We start from the raw sequence: 21,649 nt of genomic DNA on the forward strand, positions 1-21,649 counted from the left end.
CCATTCTGCTCCGTTCGAACCTCAGGTAAGAAATGACTCTTCCTTAAAGCATAGCCAACGCTCTAGATGACTCCTGATAAAAAATAAGACATACGCGTGTTACTCCATGTAGTACGCAAAAAAAAGGGGTGAAAATCACCCCCGGTAGTTAACAAATTATTACGCCAGCTGGCGCAGCATGCGGCGCAGCGGCTCGGCGGCGCCCCACAGGAGCTGGTCGCCGACGGTGAACGCGGAGAGATACTCCGGCCCCATGTTCAGCTTGCGCAGACGGCCAACCGGCGTAGTCAGCATGCCGGTAACGGCAGCCGGGGTCAGCTCGCGCATGGTGATATCGCGATCGTTTGGTACCACTTTCGCCCACGGGTTGTGCGCGGCCAGCAGCTCTTCCACGGTCGGAATAGACACATCTTTTTTCAGTTTAATGGTGAAGGCCTGGCTGTGGCAGCGCAGCGCGCCGATACGCACGCACAGACCGTCAACCGGAATGGTGTTCGCGGTCGCGAGGATTTTGTTGGTCTCAGCCTGACCCTTCCACTCTTCGCGGGTCTGGCCGTTATCCAGCTGTTTGTCGATCCACGGGATCAGGCCGCCGGCCAGCGGTACGCCGAAGTTGTCCACCGGCAGCTCGCCGCTGCGGGTCAGCTGAGTGACCTTACGCTCGATATCCAGAATCGCGGATGCCGGGTTTGCCAGCTCGGTCGCGACGCTGTGGTGCAGCTGGCCCATCTGGGTCAGCAGCTCGCGCATATGACGCGCGCCGCCGCCGGACGCCGCCTGGTAGGTCGCCACGGAGACCCACTCAACAAGATCCTGCGCGAACAGGCCGCCGAGGGACATCAGCATCAGGCTGACGGTACAGTTACCGCCGACAAAGGTTTTCACGCCGTTGTTCAGGCCGTCGGTGATGACGCCCTGGTTTACCGGGTCGAGAATGATGATGGCATCGTCTTTCATGCGCAGCGAAGAAGCCGCGTCAATCCAGTAGCCCTGCCAGCCGCTTTCACGCAGCTTTGGATAGATTTCGTTGGTATAATCGCCGCCCTGGCACGTCACAATAATGTCGAGTGCCTTCAGCGCTTCCAGATCGTAAGCATCCTGCAACGTGCCTGTGGTACCACCAAAGGACGGAGCAGCCTGGCCGAGCTGGGAAGTGGAGAAGAAGACCGGGCGGATAGCGTCGAAATCGCGCTCTTCAACCATGCGTTGCATGAGTACAGAGCCGACCATACCGCGCCAGCCGATAAAACCAACGTTTTTCATAGCATTTTTTTCCTGCTGAGGGTGTGTGCTGATTGTGCAAGCCAGTATTGAACTGGGATATGCTTCACATTACAAAATGCTGCCAAAGTCGCAAGCGAAATTAATCGATGATTGCCCGGCAATCAGAAAAAGCGCTAATCATCGGAATAACACTACTAAGTATCAGGGATAATTTAAAGATGAGTGAAATCATTTCCGCGGCGGTTTTATTGATCCTGATTATGGATCCACTGGGAAACCTGCCTATCTTCATGTCGGTGCTGAAGCACACCGAGCCGAAGCGCCGCCGGGCGATCATGATCCGCGAGCTGCTCATCGCCCTGCTGGTGATGTTTATCTTCCTGTTTGCCGGTGAAAAAATTCTCGCATTCCTCAACCTGCGCGCCGAAACCGTTTCGATTTCCGGCGGGATTATTCTGTTCCTGATTGCCATTAAGATGATTTTCCCGAGCGCGGAAGGCAGCAGCAGCGGCCTGCCCGCGGGTGAAGAGCCGTTTATTGTGCCGCTGGCGATTCCACTCGTCGCCGGGCCGACTATTCTGGCCACGCTGATGCTGCTGTCGCACCAGTATCCGAACCAGATGAGCCATCTGGTGATTGCCCTGCTGATCGCCTGGGGCGGGACGTTTATCATCCTGCTGCAGTCGTCGCTGTTCCTGCGCCTGCTGGGTGAGAAAGGGGTGAACGCGCTGGAACGCCTGATGGGGCTGATTCTGGTGATGATGGCAACGCAGATGTTCCTGGACGGGATCCGCGCGTGGATGAAAGGATGACTTTCTCCCTCTCCCCGTGGGAGAGGGTCGGGGTGAGGGCATCAGGCCGCAGAGGACTACCCATCTACCCCTTACGAATCAAATACCGGTACGGCAGCGCTTCGGTCTGCTGTGCCACCAGTTCATGCTCCATAAAGGTACAAAAGCCGGGAATATCGCGGGTCGTGGCCGGGTCGTCGGCAATAATCAGCAGCGTTTCACCGGTCTGCATGTTGCGCACGGTTTTGCGTACCATCATTACCGGTTCCGGGCAGCGAAGGCCCTGGGCATCAAGAGTGTGGTCTGGGCTGGAAAACAGGTCGGTCATGGTCTTCTCGGTCTGGTAAAAACGGCTGTAGTTTACGCCCGGTTGCGATCAATGCAAACCAGGTTAACGATTGCGTAAAAACTAACCATTGCAATGTCCTGCCAAAGCAGTATCATGCTGCGGTTTTTATTGGGTTCCCTCACCCCAACGTATAAAAAGGTCACAATATGACGTCGTTTTCTGAATCACAGCGCGTAAAAGCGTTGTTCTGGCTTTCGCTTTTCCATTTGCTGGTGATTACCTCCAGCAACTATCTGGTGCAGCTCCCAATCTCCATCTTTGGTTTTCATACCACCTGGGGCGCGTTCAGCTTCCCGTTTATTTTCCTCGCGACGGATTTGACCGTGCGTATCTTTGGCGCACCGCTGGCTCGCCGTATTATTTTTTCGGTCATGCTCCCGGCGCTCTTCATCTCGTACGTGGTTTCGTCACTGTTTTATATGGGAAGCTGGCAGGGCTTTGAGGCGTTAACCCACTTCAACCTGTTTGTTGCCCGTATCGCCGCAGCAAGCTTTATGGCCTACGCGCTGGGGCAGATCCTCGACGTGCATGTGTTTAACCGCCTGCGTCAGAATCATCGCTGGTGGATGGCGCCAACCGCCTCCACGCTGTTCGGTAACGTGAGCGATACGCTGGCCTTCTTCTTCATCGCCTTCTGGCGCAGCCCGGATGCGTTCATGGCTGAACACTGGATGGAAATCGCGCTGGTGGACTACTGCTTCAAGGTGCTCATCAGCATTGTGTTCTTCCTGCCGATGTACGGCGTGCTGCTCAATATGCTGCTGAAAAGGCTGGCAGATAAATCTGAAATCACGGCATTGCAGGCTGGTTAAGGGTTCGCTTTATCAGTTGTGATAAGATGAACGAATGAGCCGTTATGGCCGTTTATCGAAAGGAAGAAGTCAATGCGCAATCTGGTTAAATATGTCGGGATTGGCCTGCTGGTTGTGGGTCTTGCAGCCTGTGATAACAGCGACACGAAAACGCCTGCTCAGGGCGCATCCGCAGAGAGCAACGCGACCGGCCAGCCGGTGAATCTGATGGATGGCAAACTCAGCTTCTCTCTGCCAGCCGATATGACCGATCAGAGCGGCAAGCTGGGCACCCAGGCGAATAACATGCACGTTTACTCCGACGCAACCGGGCAGAAAGCGGTCATTGTGATTGTGGGCGACGACACCAGCGAAGACCTGGCCGTCCTGTCCAAACGTCTGGAAGATCAGCAGCGCGGCCGCGATCCTCAGCTGCAGGTCGTGACCAATAAATCCATCGAGCTGAAAGGCCACACGCTGCAACAGCTTGACAGCATCATCTCCGCAAAAGGCCAGACCGCATACTCTTCTGTGGTGCTGGGCAAGGTTGATAACAAACTGCTGACCCTGCAGATCACCCTGCCAGCGGAAGATCAGCAGAAAGCGCAGACGGCTGCTGAAAACATCATTAACACCATCGTGATCCAGTAGCGCTTCACGACGATGACGTGGCCTCCGGTGCCTGCACCGGGGGCCATTTTTTTAGCCGCCACGTCAGCAGGAGCGCAATCACCACCAGCCCCGCCGCGGCAAGATAGATCACCGGAACTCCTGCCCAGGCCATCACCAGCCCCGCCAGCGGGCCGGTAATGCCTAAAGACATATCCATAAATACCGTATAGGTCGCCAGCGCCGCCCCCTGATTCTGCTGCGGCACGGCTTTTACCGCCACCACGCCCAGCGCCGGGAAGACCAGGGAAAAGCCAGCCCCCGCGAGGAACACGCCCACTTTCGCAACCCAGGGCACCATCGCTATTCCGGTCAGCAGCAGCCCGACAATCTCTATCGCAAAGCAGATCATCGCAACATTCAGCCCGCCAAGACGGTTGATGCCGTTAGGGAAAAGCAGGCGGGCGCCAACAAACGCACAGCTAAACAGGGTTAACGCAAAGGCTGCGCCGTCCCAGCCTTTGGCGTCGTAGAACAGGGTAATGAAGGTCGCAATCACGCCGAAGCCGGTGGTCGCCAGCGCCAGCGCCATGCCGTACGGCCAGACGCGCCCCAGCACCGCCCGAAACGGCAGCGGCTTGCCTTTGCTGGCCTTCACTTTCGGGCGCGGCAGCGCAAAGAGGATTGCCAGCAGCGCGACCGCCATAATGGTGATGGAAAGCCCATATAGCCCGCCAAGCGCATAGCAGGCCACGCCGAGCGGCGCCCCGAGCGCCATCGCACCGTAGGTGACAATCCCGTTCCAGGAGATCACCCGGCCAATGTGCGGCGCGCCTACCACACCCACGCCCCACAGCGTTGAGCCGGTTCCCGCCAGACTTTGCCCGATGCCCAGAATGACGCGGCCCAGGCAGAGCAGCGCCAGGCTGACCAGCGGCCAGTGGCCGGTGGTGGCAGCCAGCAGGTAGCTCAGGCCACTGAGAAAACAGCCGCACAGTCCCACCACCACGATGCTTTTTGGACCGAACGTGTCCGCGTAGCGCCCGGCATGCGGGCGACTGAGGAGCGTGGCGAAATATTGCAGGCTTATCACCAGCCCCGCCCAGAAGGCGCTGAAGCCCATCACGTCATGGACATAGCCCGGCAGGACCGCCAGCGGCAGGCCGATGGTCAGATAGCTGGCAAAGTTGAAAATCACAACGGAAACGATGCGCAGATTGAGGCGCAGTCCGCTCAGTGCCGGTTCAGCGGCAGGTTCGGGCATGGGGTTCTACCTGGATTTTTTACAACAGTGTTTCACTATTACCACGGCGCAATAAGAAAATCAGCCCCGACTTTCAGATTAACGGTGCCAGACGAAGCGAAGCCCGGGCACTACACTTATCGGGTCATCATATTAAGGAACACGCATGATCGCTAACCCGTCCGACAAAGCAGGACTCCACATCTTATTAAAACTCGCCTGCCTGGTGGTTATCCTTGCGGGTATCCATGCTGCCGCTGACATTATTGTTCAGCTCCTGCTGGCGCTCTTTTTTGCCATCGTGCTTAATCCTCTGGTCACCTGGTTTTTACGCCGGGGCGTCAGCCGTCCGGTAGCTATCACCATCGTCGTCATCGTGATGCTGATTGGCCTGACGGCGCTCTTCGGCGTGCTGGCGGCATCGCTGAGCGAATTCTCCACCATGCTGCCGCAGTACAACAAAGAGCTGACGCGTAAAATTGTCGCGCTGCAGGAGATGGTCCCCTTCCTTAATCTGCATATCTCACCCGAACGGATGCTGCGCAGGATGGACTCTGAGAAGGTCATGACCTACGCCACCACATTGATGACGGGGCTTTCCGGCGCGATGGCCAGCATTCTGCTGCTGGTCATGACGGTGGTGTTTATGCTGTTCGAAGTTCGCCACGTCCCCTATAAGCTGCGCTTTGCGCTGAACAATCCGCAAATTCACATTGCCGGCTTACACCGGGCACTGAAGGGCGTCTCCAAATATCTGGCGCTGAAAACGCTCCTGAGCGTCTGGACCGGGGTGATTGTCTGGCTGGGGCTGATGCTGATGGACGTACAGTTTGCGCTGATGTGGGGCGTGCTGGCCTTTCTGCTGAACTACGTGCCCAATATTGGCGCGGTGCTTTCCGCCGTGCCGCCGATGATTCAGGCGTTTCTGTTTAACGGCTTCTACGAATGCATGCTGGTCGGCGCGCTGTTCCTCGTGGTGCATATGGTGCTGGGCAATATTCTTGAGCCGCGCATGATGGGACACCGTCTGGGCATGTCTACGCTGGTGGTCTTTTTATCCTTACTGATTTGGGGATGGCTGCTGGGCCCGGTCGGTATGCTGCTGTCGGTTCCTCTGACCAGCGTATGTAAAATCTGGATGGAGACCACCAAAGGCGGCAGCAAGCTGGCGATCCTGCTCGGCCCGGGGAGGCCGAAAAGCCGGTTACCCGGGTAACGGACCCGCCTGTACAGGTAGGTTTAAACCGTCAGTAATACACCGTAAATTACCACGTCCCTAATCCGTCGCGGTATTTTTATTTGCGTTAAGGCGATATTCATTCCGGTTTTAATTACGCCGCGCGGATTACGTTCAAACGCAATTCATGATTTAACGCAAATTATAAAAAATGAAATCCTTCTTTATTTTCCATGTTATTATTCCCGCCTTCGCTTCAACGTAATGTAAACATTAATATTGATTAAAAATTACACCTGGCGATAACAAAAAGCCGGATGAATATTATTTGTAAAAAACACTACCTTTAATTGTTATTATTGATATGGAGTTGTTGATGAAAAAGATCGTTAAATGGTGTGCTGCTGCCGTATTCGTTGGCGCGCTGGCAGGCTGCGCGCGTACCGCGCCAATCGCTCAGGTTCACTCTATTGTAAGCGCAGGCCATACTGCCGATCAGGTAAAAACGGCAATTTTGAAAGCAGGCCAAAAACGCGACTGGATCATGACGGAAACCGGCCCGGGAATGATTAAGGGGCGTCTGCAGTCACGCGATCACTCGGTTCAGGTGAGTATTCCGTACACGGCCACAAGCTATTCAATCAACTATGAAAACAGCCTTAACCTGAAAGCGGCAGACGGTAAAATCCACAAAAATTATAACCGCTGGGTGAATAACCTCGACCACGATATTCAGCTGAACCTCTCCGCTGGCGCCGCGCTGTAATTTTTTTCTAAAGTCGGGCCGCGTATGGCCCGATAACCTCTCTTTATTGCCCTCAAAGGTTACGCAGGAATGTACGAAAAGGACACACTCAGCGCACTGGATGCCATTACCGAAGCGCAACGCATCGCCTTTGCCCCGATGTTATTCCAGACTGCGCTTTGTCTGCGTAACTCAGGCGTTCTCGCCTGGCTCGATAAACAAGGTAAAGAGGGGGCAAGCCTCGAGGAAATAACCGAACACAGCACGCTCGGCAGCTATGGCGTAAGCGTACTGCTGGATATGGGATTAAGCGGTCGAATCGTCACCCAACAGAATGGACGTTATTTCCTGGCGAAAGTGGGCCATTTTTTACTGCACGACGAAATGACCCGCGTAAATATGGATTTCACCCAGGACGTTTGTTATCAGGGGCTATTTCACCTGGCGGACGCCCTGCAGGAGGAAAAACCGGCCGGATTAGCCGTGTTTGGCAGCTGGCCAACCATCTACCCGGCGTTATCCCAATTACCAGCTCCGGCGAAAGAGAGCTGGTTCGCCTTCGATCATTACTATTCTGACGCCGCTTTTGACGCTGCTTTGCCATATATATTCGCAAGCTCGCCGACAAAATTGTACGATGTGGGCGGAAATACGGGTAAATGGTCGTTACGCTGCTGCCGCTATGACGAAAATGTTGCCGTGACGATCCTCGATCTGCCGCAGCAGATAGCGCTGGCGCAGGAAAACATCGCAAAAGCAGGTTTTTCTCATCGTATTGCATTCCATGCTGTCGATATGCTTAGCCCAGCAACGTTGCCGGGTGACGCCGACGTCTGGTGGATGAGCCAGTTCCTGGATTGTTTCTCTCCGGATCAGATTGTCGCCATGCTGACGCGCGTCGCACAGGCCATGAAGCCAGGCGCACGTTTGTGCATCATGGAGCTTTTCTGGGATGCTCAGAAATTTGAAGCAGCCTCTTTTAGCCTGAATGCCACCTCGCTCTATTTCACCTGTATGGCGAATGGTAATAGCCGGTTTTACAGCGTAGAGAAGTTCTATCGCTACCTGGAGAGCGCAGGTTTCGGCGTTGAACAGCGGCTGGACAACCTTGGGGTCGGTCATACCCTGCTGATATGCACCAAACGTGAACAATAGAGCAGCTTAGCTGCCCGGGCGGCCCAGCCTGCCCTTTGAATACGGTTTATTTCGCGGACGCGCGTAGATGAAATTTTCACTGAACATTATCGACTGGCAGGCAAGAGCGCCAGGACTCAGCGATGCCACAGAGTGGCAGGCGTGGTCGCGCCTGCAGCTGGCCGTCGATCCAGCGGCCCCGCTTCCCCGCCTGACCGCTTTACCCATGATGACCGCGCGCCGCCTCAATTCAGGCAGTAAGCTGGCGGTGGATATTGGTCTTGCCATGCTGCAAAACCACGCCATTGATGCCGTCGTCTATTCCAGCCGCCACGGCGAGCTGGAGCGCAACGACCGTATTCTGCATGCTCTGGCGACCGGGCAGTCCGTTTCACCCACCGACTTCGCGATGTCCGTGCACAATTCCGCGGTGGGCAATCTCACGATCACCGCACGCCAGGCCATCGTCTCGTCATCCATTTCTGCCGGGCTGGACACCTTCCAGCAGGCCTTATGCGAAGTGCTGAGCCTGCTGCATGCGGGCTACTCCCGCGTCCTGCTGGTCGATTTCGACGGCGCGCTGCCGAAATTTTACCATCCGGCGCTACCGCCGCAGATGCCCACCTGGCCCTACGCGCTGGCGCTGGTGATTGAATCCGGCAACGGAATGCAGTGTGAAACCCGCAGCGGCAGCACGGGTGAAGAACCCGCCCTGCCGCAAAGCCTGATGTTCCTGCAGCGCTATCTCAGCGAGGAACGTCAGTTCGTGGTGCCCGGCGAACGTTTGCTGTGGCAATGGACGCGCGCGTGAACCGCCTGGCTGCCCGTATCAACTGGCTATGGCGTCTGGTGATGACCGGCTTCTGCTTCGCGCTGTTTGGCGTGGGCGGGCTGCTGCTGTCGCTGGTCTGGTTCAACCTGCTGCCGATCGTCCAGCGCGACCGCGCCAGCCGTCGTCGCCTGGCGCGTCGCAGCATTGCGGCCAGCTTCCGCTTCTTCCTGACCGTGGCGCGCGGCCTCGGCGTACTGGACTATCGCATTCACAATCTTGACGCGCTGCGCAGCGATCGGGGTTGTCTGGTGGTGGCAAACCATCCCACGTTAATAGACTACGTTATTCTGGCGTCGGTGATGCCCGAAACCGACTGCCTGGTGAAAAGCGCGCTGCTGCGCAATCCCTTTGTCAGCGGCGTCATCCGCGCGGCAGATTATCTGATTAACAGCGAAGCCGAGCCCCTGCTCGCGGCCAGCCAGCAGCGTCTGGCTCAGGGCGACACGCTGTTAATCTTCCCGGAAGGCACGCGTACCCGGTTTGGCGAGGCTATCTCCCTCCAGCGCGGCGCGGCAAATATCGCCGTGCGCTGTAACAGCGATCTGCGGGTGGTGCTGATCCACTGTAGCGAACACCTGCTGGATAAAAAAAGCCGCTGGTATGATGTACCGCCAGAAAAACCTGTTTTCACCGTGGATGTCCGCGACCGCGTGAACATCGACGAATTTTACGATGCAAATGAACAAGAACCGGCGCTGGCGGCAAGGCAGTTAAACCGGCATCTGCAGCATCGATTAACATCAGGCCTTCAATCTTTGTCAGGAATTAATGATGCAAGCGCTTTATCTTGAAATTAAGAATCTCATAATCACCACGCTGAATCTGGACGAGCTTACCGCAGAGGATATTGATACCGATGCCGCGCTGTTTGGCGATGGGCTGGGTCTGGACTCCATTGACGCGCTGGAACTGGGTCTGGCGGTAAAAAACCAGTATGGCGTGGTGCTTTCTGCCGAAAGCGAAGAGATGCGCCAGCACTTCTTTTCCGTCGCCACGCTGGCGTCCTTTATCAACGCTCAACGCGCCTGAGATGTGAACGATGACTCAACAAGAAACCATTTATCAGGAAGTCTGCGGCCTTCTGACCAAGCTCTTTGAAATCGACCCGCAGGATATTTCGCCCGAAGCCCGTCTTTACGAAGACCTGGAGCTGGACAGCATTGACGCGGTGGACATGATTGTTCATCTGCAGAAGAAAACGGGCAAGAAAATCAAGCCGGAAACCTTCAAGTCGGTTCGTACCGTTCAGGATGTGGTTGACGCCGTCGAACAGCTTCTGCGCGAAGAGTAAGACGTCGTGCGTGGTGGACGGACGTTCCCGGTCATCCCACTGCTGACGGGGCTGATGCTGCTGGCGTGGCCCTTCCTGATTGGATTTGGGCTGACGCACAACAGCCTGCAGTGGCTGTTGCCGCTGATGGCACTAGTATTGCTGCTGCGGCTGCGCCAGGCGCGGCGGAACGCTGGCCCGATGCGGTATGTGGTGCAGTGCGTGGCGCTCGCGGGCATCGCGCTCTGCGCGGCAAGCTACCTGCTGAAAACCCACCAGTGGCTGCTGTTCTACCCGGTGGTCGTCAACCTTGTGATGCTGGCCGTGTTCGGGGGGTCGCTGTGGACCGCAATGCCGCTTGTCGAACGGCTGGCGCGCCTGCGTGAGCCAAACCTGCCCCCGGAGGGCGTGCGCTATACCCGCAAGGTGACCCTCGTCTGGTGCGGCTTTTTCATCGGAAACGGCGCGATGGCGCTGTTCACCGTGCTCCACGGCGACATGCATCTGTGGACGCTGTGGAACGGTATGGTGGCTTATATCCTGATGGGAACGCTGATGGCAACCGAGTGGCTGGTGCGCCAGCGGGTGATTAAAAAAGAGATGCACAATGACTAACCCCCTTCCGCTGGGCCAGTGGTTAAATGCGCCCCGCCCTGACGACATGCCCGTTGCCTGGCTTGACGATCGTACCTGGACGCTTGGCCAGCTGCGCCACGACGTGACCTTGCTGGTCGACACCCTGCGTCAGCAGGAAGGCGAGCGCTGGGCGCTGTGCTTTGAAAACAGCTACCTGTTTATCGTTGCGCTGCTGGCCTCGCTGCACGCCGGTAAAACGCCGGTTATTCCCGGCCATAGCCGCGTCTCGCAGCTTGAAGAACAGCAGTCGTTGTTTAGCGGCGTTCTGAGCGATCGGACTCTCGGTTTCCATGGCAAGCTGATTGTGGTGGCCTCCAGCCATCAGACCGCTCGCCGCTGGGCGCCCCTGCCGGAGATTGACGAAAGCCGCTTCGTTGAGCTGTTCACCTCCGGCTCCACGGGTACCCCGCGCCGGGTGATGAAGCACATCGTCAGCCTGGATCGCGAAGCCCGTCTGCTGGCTGACCGCTTCGGCGAGCGTCTGGCCGGCTGTAGCGTTGTCGCCTCGGTCGTACCGCAACACCTGTACGGCCTGACCTTCCGCATCGTATTGCCGATGGCGCTGGGCCTGCCGCTGCATGCCGCGATGCTCTACTACGCAGAGCAGCTGGCCGCCCTTCCTCATGACCGGCATTACCTGTTCATCAGCAGCCCGGCGTTTCTGAAGCGCCTGGATACGGAGCTGCCCGCGCCGCCCGTCAGAATGCTGATTTCAGCAGGCGGAATGCTGCCCTGGTGTGACGTTTCCACCACCGCGGGCTGGCTTAACATCTGCCCGGATGAAATTTATGGCAGCACCGAAACCGGCATCCTCGCCTGGCGCCATCGCCAGCAGGATAACGTCCCGTGGCTTGCCTTCCCCGGCGTTATTTTCCATCAGGAAGATGACGCCTGTCGCGTCACGTCGCCACTGATCCACGAAGCTGAGGGACTTCAGCTGGACGATATCCTCCACTTCGACAGCGAGGGGCTGTTCAGCATCGCCGGTCGTCGCGGGCGGGTGGTCAAAATTGAAGAAAAGCGCATCTCGCTTAACGAGATCGAACGTCGCCTGCTGGAGCTCGACGGCATTTGCGAAGCGGCTGCGCTGCCGGTCACGCGCGGAGGCCGTCAGGGGATTGGCGCACTGCTGGTGCTGGACGAAGCGGTTCGCCAGCGCGGCTATATGCAGGATAAAAAAGCGCAGGAGTTCGCCTGGCGTCGCGCCCTGCTGCCGTGGCTTGAGCCGGTCGCCGTTCCGCGCTACTGGCGCATTGTCGATGAAATGCCGGTAAACAGTATGAACAAGCGTGTCTATGCGCAGTTAGAGGAGTTATTTCATGAAAATTCATGAAATTGAGCGCCGCCAGACACAGCCGGAGAAGCTGGAAATCATTTTGCATCTCGACGCGGCGCTGTTCTGGTTTCAGGGCCATTTTGCCGTACAGCCGCTGCTGCCCGGCGTTGCGCAGCTTGACTGGGTGATGCACTACGCCACGACGTTACTGGCGCCGGGCTACCGCTTTCACAGCATTCAAAACGTGAAGTTCCAGGCGCCTCTGCTGCCGGAAACCACGGTGACGCTGGTGCTTGAGTGGCATGCCGAACGTCAGATGCTGACCTTCAGCTACCAGCGTCACGCCGGGGCGGAGCGCCATACCGCCAGCAGCGGGAAAATTCGGCTATGTCAGTGATCTTTCGCCCCTGCGTGCTGATCCCGTGCTACAACCACGGCACCATGATCGCCCGCGTGCTGTCGCGTCTCGCGCCGTTCGGCCTGCCGTGCCTGGTGGTGGATGACGGCAGCGAAGCGAGCACCCGTCAGGAGCTCGAACGCCTGGCGGCGGAGCAGCCGCAGATGACGCTGGTCCGTCTGGCACAAAACGCCGGGAAAGGTGCCGCGGTCATCAGGGGGCTGGAGGAGTGCGCGCGCGCGGGCTATACCCACGCCGTGCAGGTGGACGCGGACGGTCAGCACGCCATCGAAGATATCCCCAAACTGCTGGCGCTGGCGGAGCGCCACCCGGACGCGCTCATTTCCGGCCAGCCCATTTACGATGATTCCATTCCACGCTCGCGGCTCTACGGACGCTGGGTAACCCACGTCTGGGTGTGGATTGAGACCTTATCCCTGCAGCTTAAAGACAGCATGTGCGGCTTTCGGGTCTACCCGGTCTCGCCCACGCTGCGGCTGGCAGCGCGCGAAACGCTCGGCAAACGGATGGACTTTGACACCGAAGTGATGGTCCGTCTCTACTGGCAGGGCAACACCAGCGTCTTTCTGCCGACCCGCGTCACCTACCCGCAGGACGGGTTGTCCCACTTCGACGCGTTAAAAGATAACGTGCGGATCTCCCTGATGCATACCCGGCTGTTCTTCGGCATGCTGCCCCGCATGCCCGGCCTGCTTTTCCGTCGACGCCGCCAGCACTGGGCGCAGCAGGACGAGGTCAAGGGCCTGTGGGGGATGCGCCTGATGCTGCGCGTCTGGAAGCTGATGGGGCGGCGGGCCTTTACCGTGCTGCTGTGGCCGGTAATCGGCGTGTACTGGCTTATCGCGCGTCCGGCGCGGCAGGCCTCGCGGCAGTGGATTGGAAGGGTGAAGCAAGAGCTGCGTCAGCGGAACATGCCCGTTCCCCCGCGGCTCAACAGCTTTTTCCATTTCATGCGCTTCGGCAACGCGATGCTGGATAAAGTCGCCAGCTGGCGCGGTGAGCTGAAGTTTGATCGCGACGTGGTCTTTGCCCCCGGCGCGAGCGAAACGCTTAATATCGCGGCGCCGCAGGGCAAGCTGCTGCTGGCCTCGCATCTTGGCGACGTTGAGGCCTGCCGGGCGCTGGCCCAGCTGGACGGCAGCAAAACTATCACCGCCCTGGTCTTCAGCGAGAACGCCCAGCGCTTTAAGCAAATCATGAGCGAAATGGCGCCCCAGGCGGGCGTGAATTTGATGTCGGTTACCGACATCGGCCCGGACACCGCGATTGCCATCAAAGAGAAGCTTGAGCGGGGAGAGTGGGTCGCGATTGTGGGCGACCGCATCGCGGTGAATCCGCAGCGTGGCGGCGAGTGGCGGGTGATCTGGAGCCCGTTCATGGGCCAGCCAGCGCCGTTCCCACAGGGGCCGTTTATCCTGGCCTCCATCCTGCGCTGCCCGGTGGTGCTGATTTTTGCCCTGCGCCAGCAGGGTAAGCTCGTCCTGCACAGCGAACCGTTTGCCGACCCGCTGCGCCTGCCGCGCGGCGAACGCCAGCAGGCGCTGCAGGAGAACGTCGATCGCTACGCGCAGCGGCTGGAGCATTACGCCCTCATGTCGCCGCTCGACTGGTTTAATTTTTTCGATTTCTGGCATCTGCCAGAGTCCAGAGAGAAGGAGTAAAGGGTGCTGACCGATCCCCGCTTTACGACTGAAGTCGAGATCACCGTTCCGTTCCACGACGTCGATATGATGGGCGTGGTCTGGCACGGTAACTATTTCCGCTACTTTGAGATCGCCCGCGAGGCGCTGCTCAATCAGTTTGACTATGGCTATCGCCAGATGAAGGCCTCCGGCTACGTCTGGCCCGTCGTCGATACCCGGGTGAAATACCGCGATGCGGTGACATTTGAGCAACGTATTCGCGTCCGCGCGCACGTTGAAGAGTATGAAAACCGCCTGCGCATTGCCTATCAAATTTTCGATGCGCAGACCGGCAAACGGACCACCACCGGTTACACCATCCAGGTGGCGGTAGAAGAAGCTACCCGCGAAATGTGCTTTGTGAGCCCGGCAATACTGTTTGAACGAATGGGAGTGACGCCATGAAATGGTTGCCTTTGCTGGCGCTGATCGTCAGCCCGCTGGTCAGCGCCGTGACGCTGGATGAACTGCAGCAGCGCTTCACCGGGCAGCCCGTCGTGCGCGCGCACTTCGAACAGGTTCGCACCATAAAAGATATGCCGCAGCCGCTGCGCTCGCAGGGCGAGATGCTGATCGCCCGCGACAGCGGCCTGCTGTGGGATCAAAAAGCGCCGTTTCCGATGACGCTGCTGCTGGACGACAGGCGGATGGTTCAGGCCATTAACGGCCAGCCGCCGCAGACCGTCACTGCCGACAATAATCCGCAGATGTTCCAGTTCAACCATCTTCTGCGGGCCCTGTTCCAGGCCGACCGCAAGGTGCTTGAAGAGAACTTCCGCATCGATTTTAAAGACCTGGGCGCCGGCCGCTGGTCGCTGGTGCTTACGCCAAAAACGACGCCGCTGGACAAGATTTTCGCCACCCTCGATCTGGGCGGCGCGACATATCTGGAGACGATTCGCCTCAACGACAAACAGGGCGACCGTACCGATATCGCCCTTTCACGCCACCAACTGACGCCCGCCAGCCTGACCGATGACGAACGCCAACGCTTTGCCGCACCGTAAATCCCTGCGCCCGGCGCTGCTGTGGGCCACGCTATGCCTGATTCTGCTGGGCGTGCTGCTGTCGCTGCTGCCCGGCGCGCGTCTGAACAGCAGCGTGCTGGCCATGCTGCCGAAGCAGACGCTGGGGGCGATCCCGCCGGCGCTCAACGACGGGTTTATGCAGCGTCTCGACCGCCAGCTGGTCTGGCTGGTCAGCTCCGGCAAAGAGCCCGATCCGCGCGTGGCGCAGCAGTGGCTGGCGCTGCTGCAAAGTAGCGATTCGCTCAGCGAGGTCAAAGGCCCGATGGACGCCGCCGGGCAAAAGGCCTGGGGAGAATTCTTCTGGCAGCACCGGAATGGCCTGATCGATCCCGCCACCCGCGCCCGCCTGCAAAACGGCGGAGAAGCGCAGGCGCAGTGGATTTTATCTCAGCTCTATTCGGCCTTCTCCGGCGTAAGCGGCAAAGAGCTGCAAAACGATCCCCTGATGCTGATGCGCGGCTCGCAGCTCGCTCTGGCGCAAAACGGCCAGAAGCTGCGGCTGATGGACGGCTGGCTGGTCACACAGGATGAGGCGGGAAACTACTGGTATCTGCTGCACGGCGAGCTGGCAGGCTCGTCATTTGATATGCAGCAGACCCACCGGCTCGTGACGACGCTTAACGCGCTGCAGGAGACGCTAAAAGCGCGTTTCCCGCAGGCGCAGCTGCTTTCGCGCGGGACCGTGTTCTACAGCGATTACGCCAGCCAGCAGGCCAAACGCGACGTCTCGACGCTGGGCATCGCCACCCTGCTTGGCGTGTTCCTGCTCATCGTGGCGGTGTTCCGCTCCCTGCGCCCGCTGCTGCTGAGCGTGCTCTCCATTGCCATCGGCGCGCTGGCGGGTACGGTGGTGACGCTGCTGCTCTTTGGCGAACTGCACCTGATGACGCTGGTGATGAGCATGAGCATCATCGGTATTTCAGCCGACTACACGCTCTACTACCTGACCGAACGGATGGTGCACGGCGCGGAATATTCCCCCTGGCAAAGCCTGGCCAAAGTACGCAATGCGCTGCTGCTGGCGCTGCTGACGACCGTCGCCGCCTACCTGATTATGATGCTGGCCCCCTTCCCCGGGATCCGCCAGATGGCGGTGTTCGCCGCCGTGGGGCTGAGCGCCTCCTGCCTGACGGTGATTTTCTGGCATCCGTGGCTGTGCCGGGGTTTACCGGTGCGCCCGGTTCCGCTGATGGTCCTGATGCTGCGCTGGCTGGCCGCGTGGCGACGCAATAAAAAACTGTCCGTTGGTTTGCCCGTCGCGCTGGCGCTGCTCTCCGCCGTGGGGATGAGCACCCTGAGGGTGGACGACGACATCGCCCAGCTGCAGGCCCTGCCGAAGGATACTCTGGCCCAGGAGAAGGCAATTACCGCCCTGACCGGACAGAGCGTCGATCAGAAATGGTTTGTGGTGCATGGCGCCTCGCCTCAGCAAACGCTGGAGCGGCTGGAGGCCTTTACCCCGGCGCTGGCACAGGCGCAGAAAGCCGGAGAGATCGCCCGCTGGCGTACGCTGCCGCTGAACTCGCTGGCCCGCCAGAAAAGCGATCTGAAGCTGCTGCGCGAGGCTGCTCCTGCGGTAACGAACGTGATGAAAAGCGCCGGGCTCAACGCCATATCCCCAAATCTCAACGCCATGCCGGTCAGCGTGGACGCGTGGCTTAAAAGCCCGGCCAGCGAAGGCTGGCGTCTGCTCTGGCTGACCCTGCCCAACGGGGAAAGCGGCGTGCTCGTGCCGGTGGACGGCGCGAAAAACAGCGCTTACCTCGGTGAACTGGCCGCGCGCCATGACGGCGTCGTCTGGGTCGATCGCAAAGCCAGCTTTGACAGCCTGTTTGCCCTCTACCGCACGCTGCTGACGGGGCTACTGTTTGCTGCGCTGGCGGTGATTGCCTGCGGGGCGATGATGCGCCTCGGCTGGCGTAAAGGGCTGATAAGCCTGGTGCCGTCCGTGCTGTCGCTGAGCTGCGGCCTGGCGGTGCTGGCCGCAACGGGCCACCCGGTGAATCTGTTCTCACTGCTGGCGCTGGTACTGGTGCTCGGCATTGGCATTAACTACACGCTGTTTTTCAGCAACCCGCGCGGTACGCCGCTGACCTCGATGCTGGCGATTACGCTGGCCATGATGACCACGCTGCTGACGCTGGGCATGCTCGTCTTCAGCGCCACCCAGGCCATCAGCAGCTTTGGTATCGTGCTGGTGAGCGGTATTTTTACCGCCTTCCTGCTGGCTCCGCTGGCGATGCCGGATAAGAAAGAGAGAAAACGTAAATGAACGCTTTTTATCGCACCGTCGCGCTGGCCGCGGCGCTGCTGCTGGCGGGCTGCAGCCATTCGACCGATACCAAAGAGACGCGGCCTCAGGCCTGGCTCCAGCCGGGTACCAAAGTTACGCTGCCGCCGCCCGGCATCAGCCCGCCGGTAAGCTCCCAACAGCTGCTGACCGGCAGCTTTAACGGACAAACGCAGTCCCTGCTGGTGATGCTCAACGCGGATGCGCATAAGGTGACGCTGGCCGGGCTTTCTTCCGTGGGCATTCGTCTGTTCCTGGCGACGTACGATGAGACCGGTATTCATACCGAGCAGTCTATCGTCGTGCCGCAGCTGCCGCCAGCCAGCCAGGTGTTGGCCGACGTGATGCTCAGCCACTGGCCGATTAGCGCCTGGCAGCCGCAGTTGCCGAAGGGCTGGACGTTAACGGACAATGGCGATCGGCGCGAGCTGCGCAACGCCAGCGGCAAGCTGGTGACGGAGATTGTCTACCTGCAGCGCAAAGGCAAGCGCGAGCCGATCAGCATCGAGCAACACGTCTTTAAATACCACATCACCATTCAATATCTGGGTGACTGAGATGATTTATATATCCGCTGTTGGTATGGTCAACGCGCTGGGCAACTCGCCTGACGAGATTGCCGCGAACCTGACGGCAGGCGTGGCGCCGGGGATGCATGCCCGGACCGGCTGGCTGCAGGGTTTACCCGAAGCCGTTCTGGGCGGCGTGGAAGGCGAGCTGCCGCCCATCCCGGACGCCTTCGCCGCACACCGCACCCGCAATAACCAGCTGCTGCTGGCCGCGCTGGCGCAGATTCAGCCCGCCGTTGACGAGGCCATCGCCCGCGTCGGTCGCGACCGCGTGGCCGTGGTGCTGGGAACCAGCACCTCCGGGCTGGATGAGGGCGATGAGCACGTGCGCCGCATGACCCATGGCGAAGCGAGCACGCGCTGGCAGTATCCGCAGCAGGAGCTTGGCGATCCGTCCCGCTTCCTCGCCAACTGGCTTCAGCTCGAAGGCCCGGCCTATACGATCTCCACGGCCTGCTCTTCTAGCGCGCGGGCGATGATCGGCGGCAAACGTCTGATTGAAGCCGGGCTGGTGGACATCGCCATTGTCGGCGGGGCCGATACCCTGAGCCGGATGCCCGTCAACGGCTTTAACAGCCTTGAATCCTTCTCCCCCACGCTCTGCGAGCCGTTTGGTCGCGACCGCCGGGGGATCACCATTGGTGAAGCCGCCGCGCTGATGGTATTGAGCCGGGAGCCCGCGGACGTGGCGCTGCTCGGGACGGGCGAATCCAGCGATGCGTACCATATTTCCGCTCCGCATCCGCAGGGCGAAGGGGCGATAAGGGCCATCGCGCAGGCGCTTAACGAAGCGGGTATGCAGCCGCAGGATATCGGCTACATCAACCTGCACGGCACGGCCACGCCGCTCAACGATCAGATTGAATCGCAGGTGGTGCACGATCTCTTCGGAGAAAGCGTGCCGTGCAGCTCAACCAAACACCTTACCGGCCATACGCTGGGCGCCGCCGGTATTACCGAAGCGGCCCTGAGCTGGCTGATTCTGACGCGCGACCTGCCGTTGCCGCCGCAGGACTTCGCCCGCTACGCGCCGGACGACACGCTGGCGCCGTGCGGCCTGCTGCACCAGCGCACCGCTCTGAAAAAACCGGTCATTTTGTCTAACTCGTTCGCGTTTGGCGGCAATAACGCCAGCATCCTGCTGGGGAGAGCCTCATGAGCTACTTATCACCCGAAGCCTATTTGCCGCACGAGGCGCCAATGATGCTGCTGGGATCCGTTGAGAACGTCACGGACGACACGGCGGTCTGCCGCGTGACCGTCAACGGGCAAAGCGTGCTGGCGCCGTTTCTCAATGCCGATGGCGACCTGCCGGGCTGGTACGCGCTCGAGCTGATGGCGCAGACCGTCGGCGTCTGGTCAGGCTGGCATCGCCAGCAGCAGGGGCAGGATCATATCGCGCTGGGCATGGTGCTCGGCGCGCGCGAGCTGGTCTGCGCCAGCGGGCGTTTCGCCGCAGGCCTGACGCTGGACATCACCGTTAAGCTGCTGATGCAGGACGAACGCTTCGGCAGCTTTGAATGCGCGATTTCCGCGAATGAAGAGACGCTGGCCACGGGCCGGGTCAACACCTTCCAGCCGAGCGCAGAAGAATTAACATCGCTTTTTAATCAGGGATCTAACGCATGAGTCGTTCCGTACTGGTCACAGGGGCCAGCAAAGGCATAGGGCGCGCCATCGCCCGCCAGCTCGCCGCCGACGGGTTTACCGTAGGCGTGCATTACCATCGTGATGCCGCAGGCGCGCAGGAGACGCTGGACGCCATCACGCGGGCGGGTGGCAACGGTCGTTTACTCGCCTTTGATGTGGGCAACCGCGAACAGTGCCGCGAGGTGCTGGAGCAGGAGATTGAAGCCCATGGCGCATGGTATGGCGTGGTCAGCAACGCCGGAATTACGCGCGACGGCGCCTTTCCGGCGCTGAGCGAAGACGACTGGGATAGCGTGATCCACACCAATCTCGACAGTTTTTATAACGTCATTCACCCCTGCATTATGCCGATGATTGGCACCCGTAAAGGGGGGCGCATTATCACCTTATCGTCCGTGTCCGGCGTGATGGGCAACCGCGGACAGGTGAACTACAGCGCGGCCAAAGCGGGCATTATCGGCGCCACCAAAGCGCTGGCGATTGAGCTGGCAAAACGCAAAATCACCGTCAACTGCATCGCCCCGGGCCTGATTGATACCGGCATGATTGAGATGGAAGAAACCGCGCTGAAGGAAGCCATGTCCATCATCCCAATGAAACGTATGGGTCAGGCTGAGGAGGTCGCCGGGCTGGCAAGCTATCTGATGTCGGATATTGCGGGCTACGTTACCCGCCAGGTCATTTCCATTAACGGAGGAATGCTATGACGCGTCGCGTGGTGATTACGGGCATGGGCGGCGTGACCGCCTTTGGCGAAAGCTGGCAATCCGTTTCCAGCAGGCTGCTGGCGTATGAAAACGCGGTGCGTAAAATGCCGGAATGGCAGGTGTATGATGGCCTGCATACCCTGCTGGGCGCGCCGATCGACGATTTCACGCTGCCGGAACACTATACCCGCAAGCGTATTCGCGCCATGGGCCGGGTGTCGCTGATGTCGACCCGCGCCACCGAGCTGGCGCTGGAGCAGGCGGGGCTGATTGGCGAAGCGGTGCTCACCAACGGCCAAACCGGTATCGCCTACGGTTCTTCAACAGGCAGCACCGGTCCGGTCAGCGAATTCGCGACCATGCTCACTGAAAAGCACACTAATAACATCACCGGGACAACCTACGTCCAGATGATGCCGCACACTACGGCGGTGAATACCGGCCTGTTCTTTGGACTACGTGGCCGCGTCATCCCGACCTCAAGCGCCTGTACCTCCGGCAGCCAGGCGATTGGCTACGCCTGGGAGGCCATTCGCCACGGGTATCAGACCGTGATGGTCGCGGGGGGCGCTGAGGAGCTTTGTCCGTCTGAAGCGGCGGTATTTGATACGCTGTTCGCCACCAGCCAGCGCAATGACGCGCCTAAACACACCCCGTCGCCATTTGATACAAAGCGCGATGGTCTGGTGATTGGAGAAGGCGCAGGCACCCTGATTCTGGAAGAGCTCGAGCACGCCAAAGCGCGCGGGGCCACGATCTACGGCGAAATCGTGGGCTTTGCCACTAACTGCGACGCGGCCCATATTACCCAGCCTCAGCGTGAAACCATGCAGGTTTGCATGGAGCAGTCGCTGTCTATGGCGGGATTAAGCGCCCGGGATATGGGGTATATCTCCGCGCACGGTACCGCCACCGATCGCGGCGATATCGCCGAAAGCCTGGCCACCGCCGCTATCTATGGTGACAGCGTGCCGGTTTCCTCGCTGAAGAGCTATTTTGGCCATACGCTGGGTGCCTGCGGCGCGCTGGAAGCGTGGATGAGCCTGCAGATGATGCGTGAAGGCTGGTTTGCCCCGACGCTCAATTTAACGCAGCCGGATGAGCAATGCGGTGCTTTAGATTATATTATGGGAGAAGCCCGTCAGATTGACTGCGAGTATCTGCAGAGCAATAACTTCGCGTTTGGCGGCATCAATACCTCGATTATCATTAAACGCTGGGCGTAACT

Annotated in this window: 25 protein-coding genes; 22 read left to right on the plus strand and 3 right to left on the minus strand. The window is 59.3% G+C overall.

Annotated features, from left to right (window positions below):
- Positions 1-159 precede the first annotated feature (159 nt).
- Positions 160-1,263, minus strand: coding sequence for an aspartate-semialdehyde dehydrogenase (gene asd / locus ACMGGX_RS08340; protein ID WP_420298261.1), 1,104 nt, complete (start codon positions 1,261-1,263; stop codon positions 160-162).
- A 179-nt stretch (positions 1,264-1,442) separates the two neighbouring features.
- On the opposite strand from asd, the gene yhgN reads away from it, so the two are divergent.
- On the plus strand, positions 1,443-2,036 hold the full coding sequence (yhgN, locus tag ACMGGX_RS08345) for an NAAT family transporter YhgN (protein ID WP_003861574.1): 594 nt from the start codon (positions 1,443-1,445) through the stop codon (positions 2,034-2,036).
- A 64-nt stretch (positions 2,037-2,100) separates the two neighbouring features.
- Here the strand turns inward: yhgN and tusA are convergent, their stop codons facing one another.
- Complete coding sequence (tusA, locus tag ACMGGX_RS08350) at positions 2,101-2,343, minus strand: sulfurtransferase TusA (protein WP_008503071.1); 243 nt, start codon at positions 2,341-2,343, stop codon at positions 2,101-2,103.
- A 167-nt stretch (positions 2,344-2,510) separates the two neighbouring features.
- Between tusA and ACMGGX_RS08355 the strand changes: the two genes are divergently transcribed.
- On the plus strand, positions 2,511-3,176 hold the full coding sequence (locus ACMGGX_RS08355; RefSeq protein WP_023309514.1) for a 7-cyano-7-deazaguanine/7-aminomethyl-7-deazaguanine transporter: 666 nt from the start codon (positions 2,511-2,513) through the stop codon (positions 3,174-3,176).
- Between the two features lie 72 nt (positions 3,177-3,248).
- Positions 3,249-3,806, plus strand: coding sequence for a DcrB family lipoprotein (locus ACMGGX_RS08360; RefSeq protein WP_023309515.1), 558 nt, complete (start codon positions 3,249-3,251; stop codon positions 3,804-3,806).
- Positions 3,807-3,810: 4 nt separating this feature from the next.
- On the opposite strand, the gene ACMGGX_RS08365 is transcribed toward ACMGGX_RS08360, so the two are convergent.
- Entirely contained in the window at positions 3,811-5,028 is a 1,218-nt protein-coding gene (locus tag ACMGGX_RS08365; protein WP_409245678.1) for an MFS transporter, read from the minus strand.
- 145 nt (positions 5,029-5,173) lie between these two features.
- Here ACMGGX_RS08365 and ACMGGX_RS08370 point away from each other — a divergent pair, with 145 nt between their 5' ends.
- The 19 genes from ACMGGX_RS08370 to ACMGGX_RS08460 all read left to right on the plus strand — a co-directional run bounded on the left by ACMGGX_RS08370 (position 5,174) and on the right by ACMGGX_RS08460 (position 21,647).
- Positions 5,174-6,223 carry an AI-2E family transporter gene (locus ACMGGX_RS08370; RefSeq protein WP_023309517.1) on the plus strand — a complete coding sequence of 350 codons (1,050 nt, stop codon included), beginning with the start codon at positions 5,174-5,176 and terminating at the stop codon, positions 6,221-6,223.
- 337 nt (positions 6,224-6,560) lie between these two features.
- On the plus strand, positions 6,561-6,950 hold the full coding sequence (locus tag ACMGGX_RS08375; protein ID WP_023309518.1) for a hypothetical protein: 390 nt from the start codon (positions 6,561-6,563) through the stop codon (positions 6,948-6,950).
- Positions 6,951-7,019: 69 nt separating this feature from the next.
- Entirely contained in the window at positions 7,020-8,084 is a 1,065-nt protein-coding gene (locus ACMGGX_RS08380) for a methyltransferase (protein WP_420298262.1), read from the plus strand.
- Between the two features lie 67 nt (positions 8,085-8,151).
- Entirely contained in the window at positions 8,152-8,874 is a 723-nt protein-coding gene (locus ACMGGX_RS08385) for a beta-ketoacyl synthase chain length factor (RefSeq protein ID WP_420298263.1), read from the plus strand.
- A complete protein-coding gene (locus ACMGGX_RS08390; RefSeq protein WP_223537773.1) occupies positions 8,859-9,686 on the plus strand; it encodes a lysophospholipid acyltransferase family protein in 828 nt (275 codons plus the stop codon). The genes ACMGGX_RS08385 and ACMGGX_RS08390 overlap by 16 nt, the downstream gene beginning before the upstream one ends.
- Positions 9,667-9,924: a phosphopantetheine-binding protein gene (locus ACMGGX_RS08395; RefSeq protein ID WP_008503081.1), complete on the plus strand. Its 258-nt coding sequence runs from the start codon at positions 9,667-9,669 to the stop codon at positions 9,922-9,924. Before ACMGGX_RS08390 ends, ACMGGX_RS08395 begins: the two co-directional genes overlap by 20 nt.
- 10 nt (positions 9,925-9,934) lie before the next feature.
- Positions 9,935-10,186 carry an acyl carrier protein gene (locus ACMGGX_RS08400; RefSeq protein ID WP_420298264.1) on the plus strand — a complete coding sequence of 84 codons (252 nt, stop codon included), beginning with the start codon at positions 9,935-9,937 and terminating at the stop codon, positions 10,184-10,186.
- Positions 10,187-10,192: 6 nt separating this feature from the next.
- A complete protein-coding gene (locus ACMGGX_RS08405) occupies positions 10,193-10,780 on the plus strand; it encodes a hypothetical protein (RefSeq protein ID WP_069303389.1) in 588 nt (195 codons plus the stop codon).
- Positions 10,773-12,134: an AMP-dependent synthetase gene (locus ACMGGX_RS08410; RefSeq protein ID WP_420298265.1), complete on the plus strand. Its 1,362-nt coding sequence runs from the start codon at positions 10,773-10,775 to the stop codon at positions 12,132-12,134. The genes ACMGGX_RS08405 and ACMGGX_RS08410 overlap by 8 nt, the downstream gene beginning before the upstream one ends.
- Positions 12,121-12,474: a hydroxymyristoyl-ACP dehydratase gene (locus tag ACMGGX_RS08415; RefSeq protein ID WP_045888417.1), complete on the plus strand. Its 354-nt coding sequence runs from the start codon at positions 12,121-12,123 to the stop codon at positions 12,472-12,474. Before ACMGGX_RS08410 ends, ACMGGX_RS08415 begins: the two co-directional genes overlap by 14 nt.
- Positions 12,465-14,156, plus strand: coding sequence for a glycosyltransferase family 2 protein (locus ACMGGX_RS08420; protein ID WP_420298266.1), 1,692 nt, complete (start codon positions 12,465-12,467; stop codon positions 14,154-14,156). The genes ACMGGX_RS08415 and ACMGGX_RS08420 overlap by 10 nt, the downstream gene beginning before the upstream one ends.
- 3 nt (positions 14,157-14,159) lie before the next feature.
- Positions 14,160-14,582: an acyl-CoA thioesterase gene (locus ACMGGX_RS08425; RefSeq protein WP_023309526.1), complete on the plus strand. Its 423-nt coding sequence runs from the start codon at positions 14,160-14,162 to the stop codon at positions 14,580-14,582.
- Positions 14,579-15,184 carry an outer membrane lipoprotein carrier protein LolA gene (locus ACMGGX_RS08430; RefSeq protein ID WP_063441622.1) on the plus strand — a complete coding sequence of 202 codons (606 nt, stop codon included), beginning with the start codon at positions 14,579-14,581 and terminating at the stop codon, positions 15,182-15,184. The genes ACMGGX_RS08425 and ACMGGX_RS08430 overlap by 4 nt, the downstream gene beginning before the upstream one ends.
- Entirely contained in the window at positions 15,153-17,477 is a 2,325-nt protein-coding gene (locus ACMGGX_RS08435; protein ID WP_420298267.1) for an MMPL family transporter, read from the plus strand. Before ACMGGX_RS08430 ends, ACMGGX_RS08435 begins: the two co-directional genes overlap by 32 nt.
- Entirely contained in the window at positions 17,474-18,052 is a 579-nt protein-coding gene (locus ACMGGX_RS08440) for a DUF3261 domain-containing protein (protein WP_420298268.1), read from the plus strand. Before ACMGGX_RS08435 ends, ACMGGX_RS08440 begins: the two co-directional genes overlap by 4 nt.
- Before the next feature lies 1 nt (position 18,053).
- Complete coding sequence (locus tag ACMGGX_RS08445; protein WP_045355939.1) at positions 18,054-19,223, plus strand: beta-ketoacyl-[acyl-carrier-protein] synthase family protein; 1,170 nt, start codon at positions 18,054-18,056, stop codon at positions 19,221-19,223.
- The gene (locus ACMGGX_RS08450) at positions 19,220-19,693 is read left to right on the plus strand and encodes a 3-hydroxy-fatty acyl-ACP dehydratase (protein WP_348562163.1); all 474 of its coding nucleotides are present in this window, start codon (positions 19,220-19,222) and stop codon (positions 19,691-19,693) included. The genes ACMGGX_RS08445 and ACMGGX_RS08450 overlap by 4 nt, the downstream gene beginning before the upstream one ends.
- Positions 19,690-20,421, plus strand: a complete 732-nt coding sequence (locus tag ACMGGX_RS08455; protein ID WP_420298269.1) for a 3-ketoacyl-ACP reductase FabG2 — start codon at positions 19,690-19,692, stop codon at positions 20,419-20,421. Before ACMGGX_RS08450 ends, ACMGGX_RS08455 begins: the two co-directional genes overlap by 4 nt.
- Positions 20,418-21,647 carry a beta-ketoacyl-ACP synthase gene (locus tag ACMGGX_RS08460; protein ID WP_420298270.1) on the plus strand — a complete coding sequence of 410 codons (1,230 nt, stop codon included), beginning with the start codon at positions 20,418-20,420 and terminating at the stop codon, positions 21,645-21,647. Before ACMGGX_RS08455 ends, ACMGGX_RS08460 begins: the two co-directional genes overlap by 4 nt.
- Positions 21,648-21,649 lie beyond the last annotated feature (2 nt).

The organism is Enterobacter sp. BNK-29, from assembly GCF_048684785.1.
GTDB classification, from domain to species: domain Bacteria; phylum Pseudomonadota; class Gammaproteobacteria; order Enterobacterales; family Enterobacteriaceae; genus Enterobacter; species Enterobacter cloacae_M.